At 61.0% G+C, this 19,829-nt stretch carries 17 protein-coding genes; all 17 read left to right on the top strand.

What is annotated here, in order from left to right; translation table 11 throughout:
* Positions 1 to 1,255 precede the first annotated feature (1,255 nt).
* A complete protein-coding gene (gene mnmG, locus PCA20602_RS21135; protein ID WP_150722849.1) occupies positions 1,256 to 3,238 on the top strand; it encodes a tRNA uridine-5-carboxymethylaminomethyl(34) synthesis enzyme MnmG in 1,983 nt (660 codons plus the stop codon).
* Between the two features lie 12 nt (positions 3,239 to 3,250).
* Positions 3,251 to 3,928 (top strand): 16S rRNA (guanine(527)-N(7))-methyltransferase RsmG, encoded by a 678-nt coding sequence (rsmG, locus tag PCA20602_RS21130; protein ID WP_150722848.1) that lies wholly within the window; start codon positions 3,251 to 3,253, stop codon positions 3,926 to 3,928.
* A gap of 5 nt (positions 3,929 to 3,933) precedes the next feature.
* Positions 3,934 to 4,506, top strand: a complete 573-nt coding sequence (locus PCA20602_RS21125; RefSeq protein ID WP_240493458.1) for a lipocalin family protein — start codon at positions 3,934 to 3,936, stop codon at positions 4,504 to 4,506.
* 190 nt (positions 4,507 to 4,696) lie between these two features.
* On the top strand, positions 4,697 to 5,467 hold the full coding sequence (locus tag PCA20602_RS21120) for a ParA family protein (RefSeq protein WP_069341111.1): 771 nt from the start codon (positions 4,697 to 4,699) through the stop codon (positions 5,465 to 5,467).
* A gap of 27 nt (positions 5,468 to 5,494) precedes the next feature.
* Positions 5,495 to 6,400 carry a ParB/RepB/Spo0J family partition protein gene (locus tag PCA20602_RS21115; protein ID WP_150722847.1) on the top strand — a complete coding sequence of 302 codons (906 nt, stop codon included), beginning with the start codon at positions 5,495 to 5,497 and terminating at the stop codon, positions 6,398 to 6,400.
* An 87-nt stretch (positions 6,401 to 6,487) separates the two neighbouring features.
* Positions 6,488 to 7,603: an SLC13 family permease gene (locus PCA20602_RS21110; RefSeq protein ID WP_150722846.1), complete on the top strand. Its 1,116-nt coding sequence runs from the start codon at positions 6,488 to 6,490 to the stop codon at positions 7,601 to 7,603.
* A 243-nt stretch (positions 7,604 to 7,846) separates the two neighbouring features.
* Entirely contained in the window at positions 7,847 to 8,350 is a 504-nt protein-coding gene (locus PCA20602_RS21105; protein ID WP_150722845.1) for an ATP synthase subunit I, read from the top strand.
* A 70-nt stretch (positions 8,351 to 8,420) separates the two neighbouring features.
* Entirely contained in the window at positions 8,421 to 9,269 is an 849-nt protein-coding gene (gene atpB / locus PCA20602_RS21100) for a F0F1 ATP synthase subunit A (protein WP_150722844.1), read from the top strand.
* Positions 9,270 to 9,351: 82 nt separating this feature from the next.
* Positions 9,352 to 9,618, top strand: a complete 267-nt coding sequence (gene atpE / locus PCA20602_RS21095; protein WP_044457493.1) for a F0F1 ATP synthase subunit C — start codon at positions 9,352 to 9,354, stop codon at positions 9,616 to 9,618.
* 125 nt (positions 9,619 to 9,743) lie between these two features.
* Complete coding sequence (locus tag PCA20602_RS21090; RefSeq protein WP_069341115.1) at positions 9,744 to 10,214, top strand: F0F1 ATP synthase subunit B; 471 nt, start codon at positions 9,744 to 9,746, stop codon at positions 10,212 to 10,214.
* Between the two features lie 2 nt (positions 10,215 to 10,216).
* Positions 10,217 to 10,747 carry a F0F1 ATP synthase subunit delta gene (locus PCA20602_RS21085; protein WP_069341116.1) on the top strand — a complete coding sequence of 177 codons (531 nt, stop codon included), beginning with the start codon at positions 10,217 to 10,219 and terminating at the stop codon, positions 10,745 to 10,747.
* 50 nt (positions 10,748 to 10,797) lie between these two features.
* Positions 10,798 to 12,339 carry a F0F1 ATP synthase subunit alpha gene (gene atpA, locus PCA20602_RS21080; RefSeq protein ID WP_150722843.1) on the top strand — a complete coding sequence of 514 codons (1,542 nt, stop codon included), beginning with the start codon at positions 10,798 to 10,800 and terminating at the stop codon, positions 12,337 to 12,339.
* Positions 12,340 to 12,427: 88 nt separating this feature from the next.
* Positions 12,428 to 13,315: a F0F1 ATP synthase subunit gamma gene (gene atpG, locus PCA20602_RS21075; RefSeq protein ID WP_069341118.1), complete on the top strand. Its 888-nt coding sequence runs from the start codon at positions 12,428 to 12,430 to the stop codon at positions 13,313 to 13,315.
* 61 nt (positions 13,316 to 13,376) lie between these two features.
* Positions 13,377 to 14,768 (top strand): F0F1 ATP synthase subunit beta, encoded by a 1,392-nt coding sequence (gene atpD, locus PCA20602_RS21070; protein ID WP_069341119.1) that lies wholly within the window; start codon positions 13,377 to 13,379, stop codon positions 14,766 to 14,768.
* A gap of 147 nt (positions 14,769 to 14,915) precedes the next feature.
* Positions 14,916 to 15,332 carry a F0F1 ATP synthase subunit epsilon gene (locus tag PCA20602_RS21065; protein ID WP_069341120.1) on the top strand — a complete coding sequence of 139 codons (417 nt, stop codon included), beginning with the start codon at positions 14,916 to 14,918 and terminating at the stop codon, positions 15,330 to 15,332.
* A gap of 776 nt (positions 15,333 to 16,108) precedes the next feature.
* Positions 16,109 to 17,827 (top strand): AMP-binding protein, encoded by a 1,719-nt coding sequence (locus PCA20602_RS21055; RefSeq protein ID WP_150722841.1) that lies wholly within the window; start codon positions 16,109 to 16,111, stop codon positions 17,825 to 17,827.
* A 111-nt stretch (positions 17,828 to 17,938) separates the two neighbouring features.
* Positions 17,939 to 19,150 (top strand): Bcr/CflA family multidrug efflux MFS transporter, encoded by a 1,212-nt coding sequence (locus tag PCA20602_RS21050; protein WP_150722840.1) that lies wholly within the window; start codon positions 17,939 to 17,941, stop codon positions 19,148 to 19,150.
* The last annotated feature ends 679 nt before the right edge of the window (positions 19,151 to 19,829 follow it).

Genomic DNA, 19,829 nt, shown 5'->3' with positions numbered 1-19,829 from the left:
TGAAAGCATCCCAGCCCATCAAACGTTTCACGTGAAACAAGAGCAGGAACATCGCGTCGGTTGTGCCCGGACGGGAGCTTGGCGGAGATTGCCGGTGCCCTGACGGAGTGACTTTAAGTTGGAACGCAGTCGGGGCACCGGCGATCTTCGCTGCCCGGAGGTGGGTGAGGGCGGAGGAGTGATCCGAGGTTGTGGTTTCGGGGGAGGCATCTCACGCCACGCACCTGAAAGCATCCCAGCCCATCAAACGTTTCACGTGAAACAAGAGCAGGAACATCGCGTCGGTTGCGCTCGGACGCGAGCTTGGCGGAGATTGCCGGTGCCCTGACGGAGTGACTTTAAGTTGGAACGCAGTCGGGGCACCGGCGATCTTCGCTGCCCGGAGGTGGGTAAGGGCGGGGGAGTGATTTGAGGTTGTGGTTTCGGGGGAGGCATCTCACGTTGCGCGCTTGAAAGCGTCCTAGCCCATCAAACGTTTCATGTGAAACACGAGCGGGAACATCGCGTCGGTTGTGCCCGGACGCGAGCTTGGCGGAGATTGCCGGTGCCCTGACGGAGTGCTTTAAGTTGGAACGCAGTCGGGGCACCGGTAATCTTCGCTGCCCGGAGGTGGATAAGGGCGGGGGAGTGATTTGAGGTTGTGGTTTCGGGGGAGGCATCTCACGCTGCGCGCTTGAAAGCATCCCAGCCCATCAAACGTTTCACGTGAAACAAGAGCAGGAACATCGCGTCGGTTGCGCTCGGACGCGAGCTTGGCGGAGATTGCCGGTGCCCTGACGGAGTGACTTTAAGTTGGAACGCAGTCGGGGCGCCGGTAATCTTCGCTGCCCCGGAGGTCGGAGAGGGCGGGGGAGTGATCTGAGGTTGTGGTTTCGGGGGAGGCATCTCACGCTGCGCGCTTGAAAGCATCTCTGCCCATCAAACGTTTCACGTGAAACACGAGCGGGAACATCGCGTCGGTTGCGCTCGGACGTGAGCTTAGCGGAGATTGCCGGTGCCCTGACAGAGTGACGTTAAGTTGGAACGCAGTCGGGGCGCCGGTAATCTTCGCTGCCCGGAGGTGGGTGAGGGCGAGGGAGTGATCTGAGGTTGTGGTTTCGGGGCCAACGTTTCACGTGAAACAGTCCCCAAAACCGTCACTTTCCACGCACGTTTCACGTGAAACAACTGCGTGGTTACAAATGATGCATCGCAATACCGCTATAATTCCGCAATTACCGAATCCAGAGAGTTTGCCGCTAGCGGCAATATTGCGATGCTTTATCCGACCGAGTTCGACGTGATCGTGGTGGGTGGCGGCCATGCCGGCACCGAGGCTGCGCTCGCCTCGGCCCGCATGGGCTGTAAGACACTTCTGCTCACCCATAATATCGAGACGCTCGGCCAGATGAGCTGCAATCCCTCCATCGGCGGGATCGGCAAAGGCCACCTCGTCAAAGAGGTCGATGCGCTCGGCGGGGCCATGGCCGCCGCGACCGACGAAGGCGGTATTCAGTTTCGTATACTGAATTCGTCCAAAGGCCCAGCGGTCCGTGCCACACGTGCACAGGCCGATCGCCTTCTCTATAAGCAGGCCATCCGTCATCGCCTCGAGAATCAGCCGAATTTATGGCTGTTCCAACAAGCCGTCGAAGATCTTATTGTCGAAGGCGAGCGCGTCGTCGGCGCCATCACTCAGGTCGGGTTGCGCTTCCGCGCCCGGGCCGTCGTGCTGACGGCCGGAACGTTCCTCGACGGCAAGATCCACGTGGGGTTGAACAACTACGTGGGTGGCCGCGCCGGCGATCCGGCAGCCATCACCTTGTCCGCTCGACTCAAAGAGTTGAAGTTGCCGCAAGGGCGGTTGAAAACCGGTACGCCCCCGCGAATTGATGGCCGCTCCATCGATTTCTCCGTCCTCGAAGGGCAGCCGGGTGATCTCGATCCGGTCCCCGTTTTCTCGTTCCTCGGACGTCCCGAGCAGCACCCACGCCAAGTGCCGTGCTGGGTCACGCATACCAACGAGCGCACCCACGACATCATTCGGGGCGGGCTTGACCGGTCGCCGATGTACACCGGTGTCATCGAAGGCGTCGGCCCGCGCTATTGCCCGTCCATCGAAGACAAGATCCACCGCTTCGCCGACAAGACATCGCACCAGATCTATCTTGAACCCGAAGGTCTGACGACCAACGAGTACTACCCGAACGGTATCTCGACCAGCTTGCCTTTCGATGTGCAGCTCGAACTCGTGCGCTCGATGAAGGGGATGGAGAACGCTTACATTTTGCGTCCTGGCTACGCCATCGAGTACGACTACTTCGACCCGCGTGGCCTGCGTAGCTCGCTCGAAACCCGAGTCATCTCCGGTCTGTTCTTCGCCGGCCAGATCAACGGGACGACTGGCTATGAAGAGGCTGCCGCACAAGGGCTGCTCGCCGGCATCAATGCCGCGCTGCAAGTGCAGGGCCGCGAGGCATGGTGCCCGCGTCGCGATCAGGCATACCTCGGTGTGCTCGTCGACGATCTGATTACCCGCGGTGTTTCCGAGCCGTATCGCATGTTCACCAGCCGTGCGGAGTATCGCCTCTCGCTGCGGGAAGACAACGCCGATATGCGTCTGACGGAAGCGGGGCGCGAGCTTGGCGTGGTCGACGATATTCGCTGGGAAGCGTTCTGCCGGAAACGCGACGCTGTTTCACGTGAAACAGAACGTCTCAAATCGACGTGGGTGAATCCGAAGACGTTCCCGGCGGAAGATGCCGTGCCGCTGCTCGGCAAGGCCATCGACCACGAATACTCGCTGGCCGATTTGTTGCGTCGCCCGGAAGTCGGTTACGACGCACTGATGGCCGTGCAGGGCGGACGTCTGGCGCCGGAAACGGCATTGGCCGACGATACGCTGCAAGCCAGCCAGATCCGTGAGCAGATCGAGATCGCCGTGAAGTATCAAGGCTACATCGACCGTCAGGCCGATGAAATCGTGCGCAAGGAAGCCAACGAGAACACCGTGCTGCCCGCGAGCATCGACTACAACGATGTGCGTGGGCTGTCGATCGAGGTGCGTCAGAAGCTGAACGCGCAACGCCCGGAGACACTGGGTCAGGCATCCCGAATCTCGGGGGTGACGCCTGCCGCGATCTCGTTGCTGATGATTCACCTGAAGAAGGGGCTCGGTCGCCGTCGTGCGCCGGAGCAAGCGAATGCCGCCGCCAGCGTTGCCGCCGATGGCGACGACGGCGGCCAGCACGCTGCCTGACGCGGAGACCTCATGACTGCTTCGCGTCATGCCGCCTCGGGCGGCAACGAACTGGCTACGCTGTTGGCCGATGGGATCGACCGACTCGGTCTGTCGATCGATGCCGAACAACAGGCGCGCCTGCTCGATTATCAGATGCTGCTGGCGAAGTGGAACGCTTCGTTGCAAATGACCTCGATCCGCGACCCGCGACAGATGGTCATCAAGCATCTTCTCGATTCGCTGTCGATTTTGCCGCGTCTGGATCGTGAGCCGATTTCGCATGTGCTCGATGTGGGCTCCGGAGGTGGACTGCCCGGTGTCGTGCTCGCGATCGTGCGTCCCGACTGGCAGGTGACGGTGAACGACATCGTCCATAAAAAGACCGCCTTCCTCACGCAAGCTCGCGCAACGTTCAAGCTGACCAATCTGACGGTCGTGACCGGCCGCGTCGAATCGCTCGTCGTGGGCAAGGAAGTGCCTGCGCCGTTCGACGCCATCGTGTCGCGCGCCTTCGCCGAGTTGTCCGACTTCGTCACCCTCGCTCGTAATTTGCTCGCCCCTGCGGGCAGCTTTTGGGCGATGAAGGGTGTCGCCGCCGAGAGCGAGTTAGCATTGCCCGAAGGCTGTGAGCTCGTCGAACGCCTGGCGTTGCATGTGCCATTTCTCGACGCCGAGCGTCATTTGCTCCGCGTAAAGGTAACGGGATGACCCGAATGACTCGTTGGGCCGGCGCGGTGATGGTCGGATTGTCGGTGGTTGCAGCGGTGGCGTGGGCGCAATCCGGTCAGGAATCGTTGACCACACGCGTGCGTCCCGTACAGAAGATCGATAAAGCGCGCTATGTCGGCACATGGTACGAAATAGCACGCTACCCGAATTTCTTCGAGCGAAAATGTGTGTCGGACGTGACGGCAGAGTACGCCGCGCGACCGGACGGCAGGATCGATGTCACGAACAAATGTCGCAAGGAGGACGGTTCGTGGGCGAGCGATTCCGGTGTTGCGCGCACCGACGGGCAGGGTACCGGCACGGCACGCTTCAAGGTCACGTTCGCGCCGGACTGGCTGCGCTGGATTCCCTGGCTTTGGGCGAACTACTGGGTTATCGTGCTCGACGGTGACTATCAGTATGCCGCTGTCGGAGAGCCGAGCCGCGAGTATCTCTGGATTCTTTCGCGCACGCCGAAGATCGACGACGACACACTGAATCAAATGCGTGCCCAGTTGCGCAAGCAAGGCTACGACACCGACAAACTGGTGTTGACGCCGCAGAAGGCCGCGCCCTGAGCACTTCCGCCGGCGCATCGCACACCGGCCGACACGCAGCATCAGGCAATAACTGAGCTTTGCTCAGATAATCGAATTAGCGGGATGCATCCGCAGCGCACATCAGGACAGGTTCGCTTTCGCCGGCAGCATCCCGGCATCATCTGCATCAATCGCATCAACACGGCAGCAATCGGAGGACTACATCGGCATGGCGAAAATTTTCTGCGTGGCCAATCAGAAGGGCGGCGTCGGCAAGACGACCACCACGGTGAACCTCGCTGCCGGACTGGCGTCGCACGGGCAGCGTGTCTTGTTGGTCGACCTCGATCCGCAGGGCAACGCGACGATGGGCAGCGGTATCGACAAGGCCGCGCTCGAGACGAGCGTGTACGAAGTGCTTGTCGATGGTATCGATGTGGCCACCAGCGCACAGCGCTCCGAGTCGGGCAATTACGACGTTGTGCCGGCGAACCGCGAACTGGCCGGTGCCGACGTGGAACTCGTCTCGCTGGAGAATCGCGATACGCGCCTGAAGCAGGCACTGGAGAAGGTCGACGGCGACTACGACTTCGTGCTTATCGACTGCCCGCCGACGCTCTCGCTGCTCACCCTGAACGGCCTGTGCGCCGCGCACGGCGTAATCATTCCGATGCAGTGCGAATATTTCGCGCTCGAAGGGCTGTCCGACCTCGTCAACACGATCAAGCAGGTGCACGCGAATCTGAATCGCGACCTTAAGGTGATCGGTCTGTTGCGCGTGATGTTCGATCCGCGCATCACGTTGCAGCAACAAGTGTCGGAGCAACTCAAGTCGCACTTTGGCGACAAGGTTTTCAACGCGATCATTCCACGCAATGTGCGACTCGCCGAAGCGCCGAGTTACGGCATGCCGGGCGTCGTCTTCGATCCCGCCTCGCGCGGCGCGAAGGCGTATCTGGACTTCGGCGCGGAAATGATCGCGCGCATTCAAACTATGTAAGGCGCATTCGCGCAGGAACGCATTGTCATGGCGACCAAGACCAACGCACTGAAAAAAAAGGGCCTGGGCCGCGGCCTCGAAGCGCTGCTGGGCGCACACGCCGATAACCACAACGGTGCAGCAGAGGCGAGTGCCGAAGGCGCACCTTCGGTGATGCCGCTCGAACGCCTTCAGGCAGGCAAGTATCAACCGCGTACTCGTATGGACGAAGGGGCGTTGCAGGAGCTCGCCGCGAGTATTCGCGTGCAGGGGCTGATGCAGCCGATCCTCGTGCGTCGTGTCGAGGGTGAGAAGTACGAAATTATTGCGGGCGAACGGCGTTTTCGCGCCGCCCGTATCGCAGGGCTGACCGAAGTTCCGGTCCTCGTGCGCGACGTACCCGATGAAGCCGCCGCCGCAATGGCGCTCATCGAAAACATTCAGCGCGAAGACCTGAATCCGCTCGAAGAGGCGCAGGGCATTCAGCGTCTGCTCGGTGAATTCAACTACACGCACGAGCAGGCCGCAGAATCGCTCGGACGCTCGCGCAGCGCAGTGTCGAACCTGCTGCGTCTGCTCAATCTCGCTCATCCCGTGCAGACGATGCTGCTCGCCGGCGATCTCGATATGGGGCACGCACGCGCGCTGCTCTCCGTCGACGCGGCCACGCAGATCACGCTGGCGAATCAGGTCGTGAACAAGCGCTTGTCGGTGCGTGACACCGAGCGCATCGTGAACGCATCGCTCAAGCCGCAAGGCGATGGCATTCGTCGTCGTTCGGCGGAAGAGGGCGGGCGTGACGTGACGCGACTCGAAGAAGAACTGTCGGACCTGCTCGCGTCCAACGTCAAGATCAAGGTCGGCCGCAAAGGCGCCGGGCAACTGACGATCGATTTCGGCAGCCTCGACGCGCTCGACGGCATTCTCGCGCGCATTCGCGCCGAGTCAATCTAATAATTTCGGTATCCTGATCATTTTGCCGTGAGCGATCCGAGCGATTCTGCACAGACCGCAAGCGCGACTGGCACCGCGTCGCGCATCATGCGTGCATTGCACGCAACCTATGAGCGTGTGCGTGACGACAAGGTGCTGCTCATTCTGCTCGCGGCATTCGTCGCGCTTCAGATCGCGAAACCGGCGAGCGTCGGCGAACTGTTCGGGCGCATCGATCGGCACACGATCCTGACGCTGGCCGGATTGCTGATGCTCACGCGTGCGATCGATCAGAGCGGCTTTCTCGACTGGCTCGCACAACGGTTGCTGCGCGCGTTTCGCACGGAGCGTCGCCTGGCATTGTTGATGGTGACGTTCGCTGCGGCGTTATCGACGCTGCTCACCAACGATGTCGCGCTGTTTGCCGTCGTGCCGCTCGCGCAGTCGCTCGCGCGGATCGCACCGGTACGCATCGAGCGACTGATCATCTTCCTCGCGCTGGCGGTCAACGCCGGCTCCAGTCTTACGCCGCTCGGCAACCCGCAGAACCTCTTCCTCTGGCAAAGCAGCGGCATGGGATTCGGCGCGTACGTCGTGATGATGACGCCGATCACCCTCGCGCTCATGGCCTTGCTGCTCGCGGTGTGCGCGTTTGCGTTCGATTCGCGTGCGTTGCATTTCCAGCGGCAGGGCCCCCGGCACGATGTGCGCTGGCCGTTGCTGTGGACGGCGCTGGCGCTGTTCGTCGCTTTCGTCACGCTCGCCGATCACGGCTTCGCCGCGTGGGCGTGTGCAGGGGTGGCCGTGGTGCTGCTGATCGCGCGTCGCAACGCGGTGCTCGGCATCGACTGGTTGCTGCTCGCGATCTTCGTGCTGATGTTCGTGGTGCTGCGGGGGGCTGCGGCGTTGCCGTTCGTGCGCACCGCACTGGGACATCTGGATTTCACCAGCGGGGCGATGGCTTATGGCGTGGCGGCGGTGTTGTCACAATTCATCAGTAACGTTCCCGCAGCGATCCTGCTCGCGGAGTACACGCGGAACTGGCCGGCGCTGGCTCACGGTGTGGCGGTGGGCGGCTTCGGACTCGCCGTGGGATCGCTGGCGAACCTGATTGCATTGCGCATGGCGAAATCGAGAAAAATCTGGTGGCACTTTCACTACCTTTCGATCCCGTTTTATCTGCTGGCACTGCTCATTGGGTTCGTTGCACTGAAATGGGTCTGATCGCGCGCGGAACGCAGGTCAGTTGCGGGGATTGTGCGGCGTTTGCGCGTAATGCCGCGCTGCACCATGAGGAAAATTGCGCTCCGTGAGAGTTGGCGCCAAATCGAAGCATGCACTGTGCAGTTTCGGCGAATTTGTTGCGCGTTTAGATTGACTGAGCTTCGTAATTTCCCGTAAAATCTCGCGGGTTTAACTGCTTGAAGAGCCCATTCGTTTGCACGAGTCGGGCGGGGAGGCAACGAGATGACCGATAAAACACGGTCGAACTTGGAACCGAAACCGCAAGCGCCGGCACATGCAACATCAGAGGCTTGGGACGACGAGCAGCAGCCAGAAGTCATCGTTCCGCTCACGCGTGCGCAGGCCGAGCGCCTGTTCGGTCCCGATGTGGGGCGCGCATCCCGTGTGACTCCATTCAGGGTGGTGGGAGCCCAGGTGCTGTTGTCGCTGATTGCGGCACTGGCCTGGTGGATACTCTCGGCGTCGCCAAAAAACGCGGCGATATCCGCCTGGCTGGGTGGAACGATAGGTTGGATCCCGGGCGCGTTATTTGCGCTGCGGCTAAGAATTTCAGGTGATCGTCTCTCCGTTGGCGCATTGGTGACGGGAGAGGCGATCAAGGTAGCAACGACGATTGCGTTATTGGTGGCGGTAGCGTTCGCATTTCCCGGGGTTCACTGGGTCGCGCTGCTGGTCACCTTTGTGCTTACGCTCAAGGTCTATTGGCTTGCGATGGCACTGAAGTAGCGGTGGAAATGCCGCTCACGCGTCGACACGCTACCGTGTGCGGATTTTCATAATTGGGTGTTTGATCGCTATGTCAGTAGAAGCCGGCCACGCTCCGAACCCGTCGGAGTACATTTCGCACCACCTGCAAAACCTTGCGAGCTCGCATCAGACTAGCATCGTCGATTTCTCGATCATCAACTGGGACACGATGTTCTGGTCGATCGCGATGGGCGTTCTGGGCTGCTTCGTGTTGTGGATGGCCGCACGCAAGGCAACCGCTGGCGTTCCGGGCCGCTTCCAGTCGGCGGTCGAAATGCTCGTGGAAATGGTCGAAGACCAATCGAAGAGCATCGTGCACGGCAATCGTGCCTTCATCGCTCCGCTCGCGCTGACCGTGTTCGTCTGGGTCACGCTCATGAACTCGCTGGACTTGCTGCCGGTCGATCTGCCGTCGAAGGTGATCGAGTGGGTGGGTCTGAGCTCCATCATCACGCATCACCGCATCGTCCCGACGGCCGACCTGAACGGCACGCTCGGTATCTCCGTCGGCGTGCTCATCCTGATGCTGTTCTACAGCTTCAAGATCAAGGGCGCAGGCGGCTTCATGCACGAGCTGTTCACCGCACCGTTCGGTAACCACTTCCTGCTGTGGATCCCGAACCTGCTGCTCAACATCATCGAATTCTGTGCCAAGACCGTGTCGCTCGGTATGCGACTGTTCGGCAATATGTACGCCGGCGAACTGGTGTTCCTGCTGATCGCTCTGCTGGGCGGTATCTGGAGCTTTGGCGCGGATGCGTCGGTGCTGGGTTTTGTCGGTCACGTCATTGCCGGCACCGCATGGGCGATTTTCCACATCCTGATCGTGTTGCTCCAGGCGTTCATCATGATGATGCTGACGCTGGTGTATATCGGCCAGGCGCACGACCATCACTGATCGGTCACTGCGGAAGTTAAGTTTTTCGGTTTTCCAGTTTTTCAAATTTAAAGTTTCAAGTCTCTAACCAAAAGGAGTAATCATGCAAGCTTTCATCGCCAACATCCAGGGTCTGACCGCCATTGCAATCGGCATCATCATCGGTCTGGGTGCTATCGGCGCCTGTCTGGGTATCGCGTTGATGGGTGGTAAGTACATCGAAGCGTGCGCCCGTCAGCCCGAGCTGATGAACCCGCTGCAAACGAAGATGTTCCTGCTGGCCGGCCTGATCGACGCTGCATTCCTGATCGGTGTGGGCGTTGCCATGCTGTTCGCCTTCGCGAACCCGCTGCTGTCGCGCCTCGCTTAAGTTTCTTTCGGCCGGTCGCGCATTGACCCGCGCGGCCAACTGGACATGAACGGCGCGCCCAAGCCAGCTGGCACAATGGGGCGCGCTGTTTTGCCAATCGACTCGCATCACCGAAAGGAAACACCGTGAACATAAACGCAACTCTGTTCGCGCAAACCGTCGTGTTTCTGATCCTGGCATGGTTCACGATGAAGTTCGTGTGGCCGCCGCTGATCAAGGCTATCGACGAACGCGCGAAGAAAATCGCTGACGGTCTGGCTGCCGCCGATAAGGGCAAGGCTGAACTCGAAGCCGCCAACAAGCGCTCCACGCAAGCCCTCGCGGAAGCCCGCGACGAAGGCGCGAAGCGTATCGCCGACGCCGAAAAGCGTGCACTGGCAGTGGCTGAAGAGATCAAGGCTCAGGCGCAAGCCGAAGCGGCCCGTATCATCGCCAACGCCAAGGCAGAAGCCGAGAATCAGGCCGTCAAGGTTCGTGAGACGCTGCGCGAAGAAGTTGCCGGTCTGGCCGTCAAGGGCGCCGAGCAGATTCTGAAGCGTGAAGTTGACGCCAAGGCCCACGCCGACCTGCTGAACCAACTCAAGGCAGAGCTCTGATCATGGCCGAACTCGCAACCATCGCTCGTCCGTATGCCGAAGCGTTGTTCCGCGTGGCCAAGTCCGGCGATCTGAATCGCTGGTCGCAGCTCGTGCGCGAACTGGCGCAAGTGGCAGCGCTGCCCGAAGTGGCCAATCTGGCCGACGATCCGAAGGTCTCGCCGTCGCAAGTTGTCGATGTGCTGACCGCCGCCGTGAAATCGACCGACGCCGAAGTGCGCAACTTCGTCGCCGCTGTGGTCGAAAACGGCCGTCTGGCAGCCATGCCGGAAGTCGCCGAACAGTTCGAAGCGTTGAAGAACGCTGCTGCCGGTTCGGCAGACGCCACGATCGAAAGCGCCTTCCCGCTCGAAGGCGAGCAATTGACCTCGCTGGTCAAGGGCCTCGAGCACAAGTTCGGCTGCAAGCTCAACCCGAGCGTGACGGTAGACCCGTCGCTTATCGGTGGCGTGCGTGTGGTGGTTGGCGACGAGGTGCTGGACACTTCGGTGCGCGCCCGCCTGGCGGCTATGCGGACGTCGCTGACGGCCTGAGGCCGGCGCGATACGCCTGCGACGGCAAGAATTGAATATCAGGAGCACATATGCAACTCAATCCCTCTGAAATCAGCGAACTGATCAAGAGCCGGATTCAAGGTCTCGATAGCGGCGCCGAAGTCCGTAACGAAGGCACCGTGATCTCGGTGACTGACGGCATCTGCCGCATTCACGGCCTGTCGGACGTGATGCAGGGCGAAATGCTGGAATTCCCGGGCAACACGTTCGGTCTGGCACTGAACCTCGAGCGCGACTCCGTCGGCGCCGTGATTCTGGGCGAATACGAGCACATCTCGGAAGGCGACACCGTCAAGTGCACGGGCCGCATTCTGGAAGTGCCGGTCGGTCCGGAACTGAAGGGCCGCGTCGTTGACGCACTGGGCCAGCCGATCGACGGCAAGGGTCCGATCAACGCGAAGGAAACCGACGCAATCGAAAAGATTGCTCCGGGCGTGATCTGGCGTAAGTCGGTCTCGCAACCGCTGCAAACCGGTACGAAGGCTATCGACGCCATGGTGCCGATCGGCCGCGGCCAGCGTGAGCTGATCATTGGTGACCGTCAGACGGGTAAGACCGCTGTGGCCATCGACACGATCATTTCGCAGAAGGGCAAGGGCGTGACCTGCGTCTACGTCGCGATCGGCCAGAAGGCTTCGTCGATCATGAACGTGGTGCGCAAGCTCGAAGAGCACGGCGCGATGGAATACACGATCATCGTGACCGCCACCGCTTCGGACTCGGCCGCCATGCAGTTCATCGCACCGTACTCCGGTTGCACGATGGGCGAATACTTCCGCGATCGCGGCGAAGACGCGCTGATCATTTATGACGACTTGACCAAGCAAGCCTGGGCCTATCGTCAGATCTCGCTGCTGCTGCGCCGCCCGCCGGGCCGTGAAGCTTACCCGGGTGACGTGTTCTATCTGCACTCGCGTCTGCTCGAGCGTGCCGCTCGCGTCTCGGAAGAGTACGTCGAGAAGTTCACGAACGGCGCCGTCAAGGGCCAAAGCGGTTCGCTGACGGCACTGCCGATCATTGAAACGCAAGCCGGTGACGTGACCGCATTCGTTCCGACGAACGTGATCTCGATTACCGACGGTCAGATCTTCCTGGAAACCGACCTGTTCAACGCAGGCATCCGTCCGGCAATTAACGCCGGTATCTCGGTGTCGCGTGTGGGTGGTGCTGCGCAGACGAAGGTCATCAAGAAGCTGTCGGGCGGTATCCGTACCGACCTCGCACAGTACCGTGAGCTGGCTGCGTTCGCGCAGTTCGCTTCGGACCTGGACGAAGCGACCCGCAAGCAGCTCGAGCGTGGCCGCCGCGTGACGGAACTGCTCAAGCAGCCGCAATTCGCGCCGCTGCAAGTGTGGGAACTGGCCGTGTCGCTGTTCGCCGCCAACAACGGTTATCTGGACGATCTCGAAATCGCTCAGGTTCTGCCGTTCGAAAAGGGTCTGCGCGAAGTTCTGAAGACCAGCCACGGCGCGCTGATCGGTCGTATCGAAGAGACCAAAGATCTCTCGAAGGACGACGATGCTGCCCTGCACGCTGCGATCAAGGACTTCAAGAAGACCGGCGCTTACTAATCCGGTTGAATCGGTAACTATTCAACGGACCCGGGAAGGCGCGATGCTCAGGCAACAACGAACGTCGCGCCGAGACAAGGAGTAAGCAATGGCTGGAATGAAGGAAATTCGCGGCAAGATCAAGAGCGTGCAAAACACGCGCAAGATCACCAAGGCCATGGAAATGGTGGCCGCGTCGAAGATGCGCAAGGCGCAGGAACGCATGCGTCATGCCCGGCCGTACGCTGACAAGGTGCGCCAGATCGCGGCGCACATGGGCCAGGCGAATCCGGAATACCACCACCCGTTCATGGTGAAGCATGCCGACGCGAAAGCCGCCGGCATCATCGTGGTGACGACGGACAAGGGCCTGTGCGGCGGCTTGAACACCAACGTGCTGCGTGCCGTGGTGAACAAGCTGAAGGAAATCGAGGCACAGGGTCTGAAGATCGAGGCTACCGCCATCGGTAGCAAAGGCTTCGGCTTCCTGAACCGTATCGGCGCGAAGGTGGTATCGCATGTCGTGCAACTGGGCGACACCCCGCACCTGGACAAGCTGATCGGCGCTGTGAAGTTGCAGCTCGATGCGTATGCCGAAGGCAAGCTGGACGCCGTGTACCTGGCTTACAACCGCTTCGTCAACACGATGAAGCAGGAAGCCGTGGTCGAGCAACTGCTGCCGCTGCCCGAGAAGCTCGAAGGCGAATCGGAAGAAGCGAGCGCGGTGCCGGCACAGCATTCGTGGGACTACATCTACGAACCGGATGCGAAGACGGTCGTCGATGCCCTGCTGGTGCGTTACGTCGAAGCTGTCGTGTATCAGGCAGTCGCAGAGAACATGGCGTCGGAACAGTCCGCCCGCATGGTGGCCATGAAGGCCGCGTCGGACAACGCAAAGACCGTGATCGGTGAATTGCAGATGGTCTACAACAAGGGCCGTCAAGCAGCGATCACGAAGGAACTGTCCGAAATCGTGGGTGGCGCCGCCGCAGTGTAAGCGGTGGCACGGGCCGATGCGCCGTAAGGCGAAATGAATTTGAGTATCTAAAGGAAAAGCGATGAGTACTGCTTTGATTGAAGGCAAGATCGTACAGTGCATCGGCGCCGTTATCGACGTGGAGTTCCCGCGCGACAGCATGCCGAAGATCTACGACGCGCTCACCATGGAAGGTTCGGAACTGACGCTCGAAGTCCAGCAACAGCTGGGCGACGGCGTGGTTCGTACCATCTGTCTGGGTTCCTCCGAAGGCCTGCGCCGCGGTATGACGGTGCAAAACTCGGGTCTGCCGATCACGGTGCCGGTCGGTAAGCCGACGCTGGGTCGCATTATGGACGTGCTGGGCCGTCCGATCGACGAAGCCGGTCCGATCGCCAAGGAACACACCCGTTCGATTCACCAGAAGGCTCCGGCATTCGACGAGCTGTCGCCGTCGACGGAACTGCTCGAAACCGGCATCAAGGTTATCGATCTGATCTGCCCGTTCGCCAAGGGCGGCAAGGTGGGTCTGTTCGGTGGCGCCGGTGTGGGCAAGACCGTGAACATGATGGAACTCATCAATAACATCGCCAAGGAACACGGCGGTTATTCGGTGTTTGCCGGTGTGGGCGAGCGTACCCGTGAAGGGAACGACTTCTACCACGAAATGAAGGACTCGAACGTTCTGGACAAGGTCGCGCTGGTGTACGGCCAGATGAACGAGCCGCCGGGCAACCGTCTGCGCGTGGCGCTGACCGGTCTGACGATGGCCGAGCATTTCCGTGACGAAGGTCGCGACGTGCTGTTCTTCGTGGACAACATCTACCGTTTCACGCTGGCCGGTACCGAAGTGTCGGCACTGCTCGGCCGTATGCCGTCGGCCGTGGGCTATCAGCCGACGCTGGCTGAAGAAATGGGTAAGCTGCAAGAGCGTATTACGTCGACCAAGACCGGTTCGATCACGTCGGTGCAAGCCGTGTACGTGCCTGCCGATGACTTGACCGACCCGTCGCCGGCAACCACCTTCGGTCACTTGGACGCAACCGTCGTGCTCTCGCGTGACATCGCCTCGCTGGGTATCTACCCGGCAGTCGATCCGCTCGACTCGACCTCGCGTCAGATCGACCCGAACGTGATTGGCGAAGAGCACTACACGGTGACCCGTCGCGTGCAATCGACGCTGCAACGTTACAAGGAACTGCGCGACATTATCGCGATTCTGGGTATGGACGAACTGTCGCCGGACGACAAGCTCGCCGTGGCCCGCGCGCGTAAAATCCAGCGTTTCCTGTCGCAGCCGTTCCACGTGGCAGAAGTGTTCACGGGCTCGCCGGGCAAGTACGTTCCGCTCAAGGAAACGATCCGCGGCTTCAAGATGATCGTCGACGGTGAGTGCGACCACCTGCCGGAGCAGGCGTTCTACATGGTTGGCACGATCGACGAAGCGTTCGAAAAAGCCAAGAAGATGCAGTAAACGGTTGAGTGCCGGGCAACGGCGGGGTCTCGCGAGAGACGCCACCGAAGTCCGGCAGGTGACTGTTGCGGGGCGGGGTAGCGAAGCGAGGACGGCAACGTCCGGACTGGCGCGCCTGCCGCTTCATCACACTCAACGGGAGCGATTATGGCAACCATTCACGTAGACGTCGTCAGCGCGGAAGAGGAAATCTTCTCGGGTAAGGCGCGCTTTGTGGCGCTGCCCGGCGAAGCCGGCGAGCTGGGTATTCTGCCCGGCCACACGCCGCTGATCACGCGTATCAAGCCGGGTGCGGTGCGCATCGAGGACGAAGCAGGTAACGAAGACTTCGTCTTTGTCGCAGGCGGCATTCTCGAAGTGCAACCGGGCACGGTGACCGTGCTCGCCGACACCGCCATCCGCGGTAAGGATCTGGACGAAGCGAAGGCTAACGAAGCCAAGCGCCGTGCAGAAGAAGCGCTGTCGAACAAGGAATCGAACATCGAGTACGCAACCGCTCAGGCCGAACTGGCCGAAGCGATGGCACAACTCGCTGCGATCTCGAAGCTGCGCTCGAAGAAGTAAATTCCGGCGTTGTACGGCCCGCGCGCCGTGCAATGTCAGTCAAAGCGTTGTGGCAAGCGTTGAAAAAACGTGCGTCGTGACGTCGAGACGGTGAAAGCCTCGGACATGAGAATGTCTGAGGCTTTTGTTTTTGCGCGTCCGCAGCGTTGAACTCACGATCGGCGTCTGGTGCCCCAAGCACCGAGCACCGAGCACCGAGCATCGAGCATCGAGCATCGAGCATCGAGCACCCAAGCACCCAAGCACCCAAGCACCCAAGCACCCGAGCACCCAAGCACCCAAGCACCCAAGCACCCAAGCACCCAAGCACCCAAGCACCCGAGCACCCGAGCACCCGAGCACACGGCACACGGCACACGGCACACGGCACACGGCACACGGCACACGGGGTGCGACTGGCTTGCATCAGGGCCATCCCCACTCGATTCGTCACTTAAATTACGTTAACGTAAACGTCAATTCTGTGTGACGCGCTATTGTTATGAAGAGAAGCTTTCCATCGCTTGAATCAGCGATATCAGCGATAGGCAGGCCCTTCGTCAGCGAGACGTAATCCCCGTCGGCGAGTATTGGCCGAACCCCCGTGGCTGAGGTGCCAAAAGCACCGGAGGTCCCACCCGCGCCATTCGTGCGACTTGTGCGATTTGTGCCAATCGGGCCAGCAGCGCCAACAGCGTCCGCCACCTCGACCTCACCGCGCGTCACCGGGGCGGACGGCGTCATCGTCGTCACGCGACAGCATTCACCACTTCAGCAGTGCTTCAGGAGACAAAAGCATGGAAAGCCGGGAAGGTGCGGGCGTTGTACCTCGTAATGGACTGTCGTATGTGAAGGGTGATACCACCGTACCGCTGTCGACGTTGACGGTATTCGGACTGCTTGCCGAGACGGCGGCGAAGTTTCCGGAGCGTCAGGCCGTCGTGTTTCGCGAGCAGGGGGTGGACTGGACGTGGCGTGAGTTCATCGCACACGTCGATACCTTCGCCGCCGGGCTCATTGCCCTCGGATTGAAGAAGGGCGACCGCGTCGGCATCTGGTCGCCGAATCGCGTGGAGTGGCTGGTGACGCAATTCGCGACCGCGCGTGCCGGGCTGATTCTCGTGAACATCAACCCCGCCTACCGCATGGCCGAGCTGGACTACGCGCTCAACAAGGTCGGCTGCAAGGCGCTCGTCGCGGCGGAGTCGTTCAAGACCTCGCGCTACCTCGACATGCTGAACGTGCTCGCGCCCGAACTGGCGACGTGCGCCCCCGGCCAGTTGCAGTCGGAGAAGTTTCCGACGCTGCGCACCATCATCCGCATGGGGATGGAGACCACCCCCGGCATGATGAATTTCAGCGACGTGGTGACGCTCGGCGCCGATGCCAACCTCGACGCGCTGCGCAAAATCTCCGATGGGCTCGACTGCTTCGAGCCGATCAACATCCAGTTCACGAGCGGCACGACCGGTAACCCGAAAGGCGCGACGCTCACGCACCACAACATCGTCAACAACGGTCGCTACATCGCCATGGCGATGAACTTCTCCGAGCGTGACAGCCTGTGCATTCCGGTGCCGTTCTATCACTGCTTCGGCATGGTGCTCGCCGTGCTCGCCTGCGTGTCGACGGGTGCGACGATGATCTTCCCCAGTGAAGCGTTCGATCCGAAGGCCACGATGGCGGCCGTCTCCGAGGAGAGCTGCACGGCCCTGCACGGCGTGCCGACGATGTTCATCGCGCAGCTCGATCATCCGGACTTCGGCAACTACCACTTCGATACGCTGCGCACAGGCATCATGGCCGGCTCGCCTTGCCCCATCGAGACGATGAAACGCGTGATCGATCAGATGCACATGAGCGAAGTGACGATCGCCTATGGCATGACGGAGACCAGTCCGGTGTCGTTCCAGACCACGACGACCGATCCGCTTGAGAAGCGCGTGACCACGGTCGGGCGTGTGCAGCCACACCTCGAAGTCAAACTCGTCGATGCCGCAGGGGAGATCGTGCCCGTTGGCGAGAAGGGCGAACTCTGCACCAAAGGGTATTCGGTGATGCAGGGCTACTGGGACGACGAACCGCGCACGCGCGAAGCGATTCGCGACGGCTGGATGCACACCGGCGATCTGGCCACGCTCGACGAAGGCGGCTATTGCAACATCGTCGGCCGGGTGAAGGACATGCTCATTCGCGGGGGCGAGAACATCTATCCGCGCGAAATCGAGGAGTTCCTGTTCCGTCACCCCAAGGTGCAGGCCGTGCAGGTGTTCGGCGTGCCGGACGCGAAGTACGGCGAAGAGGTCTGCGCATGGATCGTGCTCAAACCGGGACAGAGCGCGACGGAGGACGATATCCGGGCGTTCTGCAAGGATCAGATTGCGCACTACAAGATCCCGCGCTACATCCGGTTCGTCGACGAAATGCCGATGACGGTGACCGGCAAGGTGCAGAAATTCATCATGCGTGAGCAGATGGTCGAATCGCTGGGACTTCACGAAGCGAAGACGGCCTGACGCCGACGACCCGCCGGAGGATGCCCAAAGCGCTCGGGCATTCTCTGCTTATTTTTTAAGCGAAGCCGGGGGGAATGCCGTATCATTCGGGATTACCCTAGGTTTCGCTCAATGCCCGCTCAAACTTTCCGCACCGTTTTCGTTCTCGGCATCCTGTCGGCCATCGGCTCGCTGTCGATCGACATGTACTTGCCGGCGTTGCCGAGCATCGCGCGCGAACTGAATACGACGGACGCGGCGGTGCAGTTCTCCCTCGCATCGTTCTTCATCGGGCTGGGCCTCGGCCAGTTGCTGCACGGCCCGCTTGCCGATCGCTACGGTCGCAAGCGTCCGCTGTATGCTGGTCTGGCGCTCTACACGCTCGCGTCGGCGGGCTGCGCACTCGCCCCGAACATCGAGACGCTGATCTTCAGCCGCTTCATTCAGGCGGTCGGCGGGTGCGCCTGCTTCGTGATCGCACGGGCCATGGCGCGCGATCTGTTCGATACGGGGACGGTGGCGCGCGTCCTGTCGCGCATGACGCTCATCATGGGCGCAGCGCCGATTCTCGCGCCGCTCGTCGGCGGGCAAGTCCTCAACTTCGTTGGCTGGCGCTGGATCTTCTGGGGCCTGACGGTGTTCGGGGCGATGTGTTTCGCGATGGCCGTCTATTGGTTGCCCGAGACGCGTCAGGCGGCGAAGCAGGCGCGCAACTGGCTGGCCACGGCGTGGCATAACTACGGGGCGTTGCTGCGCGATCGCGAGTTCATGGGCAATGCGCTGGCCGGCGGCGTCTCCCAGGCGGGGATGTTCGCGTACATCACCGGCTCGCCGTTCGTCTTCATCAACCTGTACGGCATCGATCCGGCAAATTACGGCTGGCTCTTCGGGCTGAATGCCTGCGGGATCATCGCGGGTTCGCAAATCAACGCGTACCTGTTGCGTACGCGTCGGCCGGCTACCGTGTTGCGCCGGACCAACAATCTCGTCGCCATTCTCGGCTTGCTGATGCTGGCCGTGGCGGCGCTGCGGCTCGGCGGACTCATCGGACTGATGGTGCCGCTGTTCGCCTACGTGACAAGCCTCGGCTTCTCGCAGCCGAACGCCATTGCCGAAGCGCTCAACCGTCAGCAGCAACGCGCGGGCGCCGCATCGGCCTTGCTAGGCGCATTGCAGTTCCTCGCCGCCGCCAGCGCCGGTGCCGCCGTCGGTCTGTTGCACGCGCGCTCGGCGGTGCCGATGGCCGCCGTCATGGCGGTGTGCGGCGTGCTGTCGTGGTGCTTCCACACGGTGCTGATCCGCCGTGCCGGACCGGCCCTGCCGCCTGCGGCGGGCACTGCCTGACGGGTGTACCGCGCTCAGTCGTACGATCGGGTGCGCCCTGTGCGGATGACGGCAGCGGTTTGATGCTCCGGACCTGGCGGCTGTGGATGTCGACGAGATCCTGCCGCCGGTTTGTCCTACACGAAGGATCCCCGTCCGGTAGTTTTCCTCAACGCATCGTCAAGACGTGACGGCGGGAACGTCGCGGGATATGGGGCGTCAGTACGTATCAACTGACGAAACCGGAATAACGAGACGAGCGCGCCTGGAAGGATTTGTAAGATGACGCTTCGCGATTCCCTGCAAATCTTCGGGAACCGGAACCAGAGCGCCGCTTCCAAACTTAGAATTCGGCGCGCCCCACTACATCTGTAACACTTTGTAATTGGGCTGTTCCGGTGCCTACGAAATAGGCAAAGTACGAATCAGCCAATCCTCGCAGAAGCCCCCCTGAAATTTTTTGCAAGGATGGCTAAAGTTCGGCAAAAGTCCGCCGAAATACAGTCAAGTAGTAGAGCGTAGCTTCGTGACACTTTCATGAAGCGTTCACGCTCTGTCACCGAACGTTCCCCCCGAGCGCGTCGTCGGATCGCTGCGCGCCTCGCGTGTAGGAAAAATTCCTACAAAAAACTTCCGCTTTTCTTGCTCCCTTCTGTAGTTTTTCTCCGATTTCTTTATCTTTCGCCCTTGTCCACAATGC

It is taken from the genome of Pandoraea capi (assembly GCF_902459735.1).
Lineage (GTDB): Bacteria > Pseudomonadota > Gammaproteobacteria > Burkholderiales > Burkholderiaceae > Pandoraea > Pandoraea capi.
This window is presented reverse-complemented; position numbering and strand designations above follow the sequence as displayed.

What these genes read in the sequence shown, in the direction of transcription:
- PCA20602_RS21115 (WP_150722847.1), top strand. Translation starts at nt 5,495, where the DNA reads ATGGCGACCAAGACCAACGCACTGAAAAAAAAGGGCCTGGGCCGCGGC.
- PCA20602_RS21105 (WP_150722845.1), top strand. Translation starts at nt 7,847, where the DNA reads ATGACCGATAAAACACGGTCGAACTTGGAACCGAAACCGCAAGCGCCG.
- PCA20602_RS21055 (WP_150722841.1), top strand. Translation starts at nt 16,109, where the DNA reads ATGGAAAGCCGGGAAGGTGCGGGCGTTGTACCTCGTAATGGACTGTCG.
- PCA20602_RS21110 (WP_150722846.1), top strand. Translation starts at nt 6,488, where the DNA reads ATGCGTGCATTGCACGCAACCTATGAGCGTGTGCGTGACGACAAGGTG.
- atpA (WP_150722843.1), top strand. Translation starts at nt 10,798, where the DNA reads ATGCAACTCAATCCCTCTGAAATCAGCGAACTGATCAAGAGCCGGATT.
- atpB (WP_150722844.1), top strand. Translation starts at nt 8,421, where the DNA reads ATGTCAGTAGAAGCCGGCCACGCTCCGAACCCGTCGGAGTACATTTCG.
- PCA20602_RS21050 (WP_150722840.1), top strand. Translation starts at nt 17,939, where the DNA reads ATGCCCGCTCAAACTTTCCGCACCGTTTTCGTTCTCGGCATCCTGTCG.
- PCA20602_RS21085 (WP_069341116.1), top strand. Translation starts at nt 10,217, where the DNA reads ATGGCCGAACTCGCAACCATCGCTCGTCCGTATGCCGAAGCGTTGTTC.
- PCA20602_RS21065 (WP_069341120.1), top strand. Translation starts at nt 14,916, where the DNA reads ATGGCAACCATTCACGTAGACGTCGTCAGCGCGGAAGAGGAAATCTTC.
- PCA20602_RS21125 (WP_240493458.1), top strand. Translation starts at nt 3,934, where the DNA reads ATGACTCGTTGGGCCGGCGCGGTGATGGTCGGATTGTCGGTGGTTGCA.
- mnmG (WP_150722849.1), top strand. Translation starts at nt 1,256, where the DNA reads ATGCTTTATCCGACCGAGTTCGACGTGATCGTGGTGGGTGGCGGCCAT.
- atpD (WP_069341119.1), top strand. Translation starts at nt 13,377, where the DNA reads ATGAGTACTGCTTTGATTGAAGGCAAGATCGTACAGTGCATCGGCGCC.
- PCA20602_RS21120 (WP_069341111.1), top strand. Translation starts at nt 4,697, where the DNA reads ATGGCGAAAATTTTCTGCGTGGCCAATCAGAAGGGCGGCGTCGGCAAG.
- atpG (WP_069341118.1), top strand. Translation starts at nt 12,428, where the DNA reads ATGGCTGGAATGAAGGAAATTCGCGGCAAGATCAAGAGCGTGCAAAAC.
- atpE (WP_044457493.1), top strand. Translation starts at nt 9,352, where the DNA reads ATGCAAGCTTTCATCGCCAACATCCAGGGTCTGACCGCCATTGCAATC.
- rsmG (WP_150722848.1), top strand. Translation starts at nt 3,251, where the DNA reads ATGACTGCTTCGCGTCATGCCGCCTCGGGCGGCAACGAACTGGCTACG.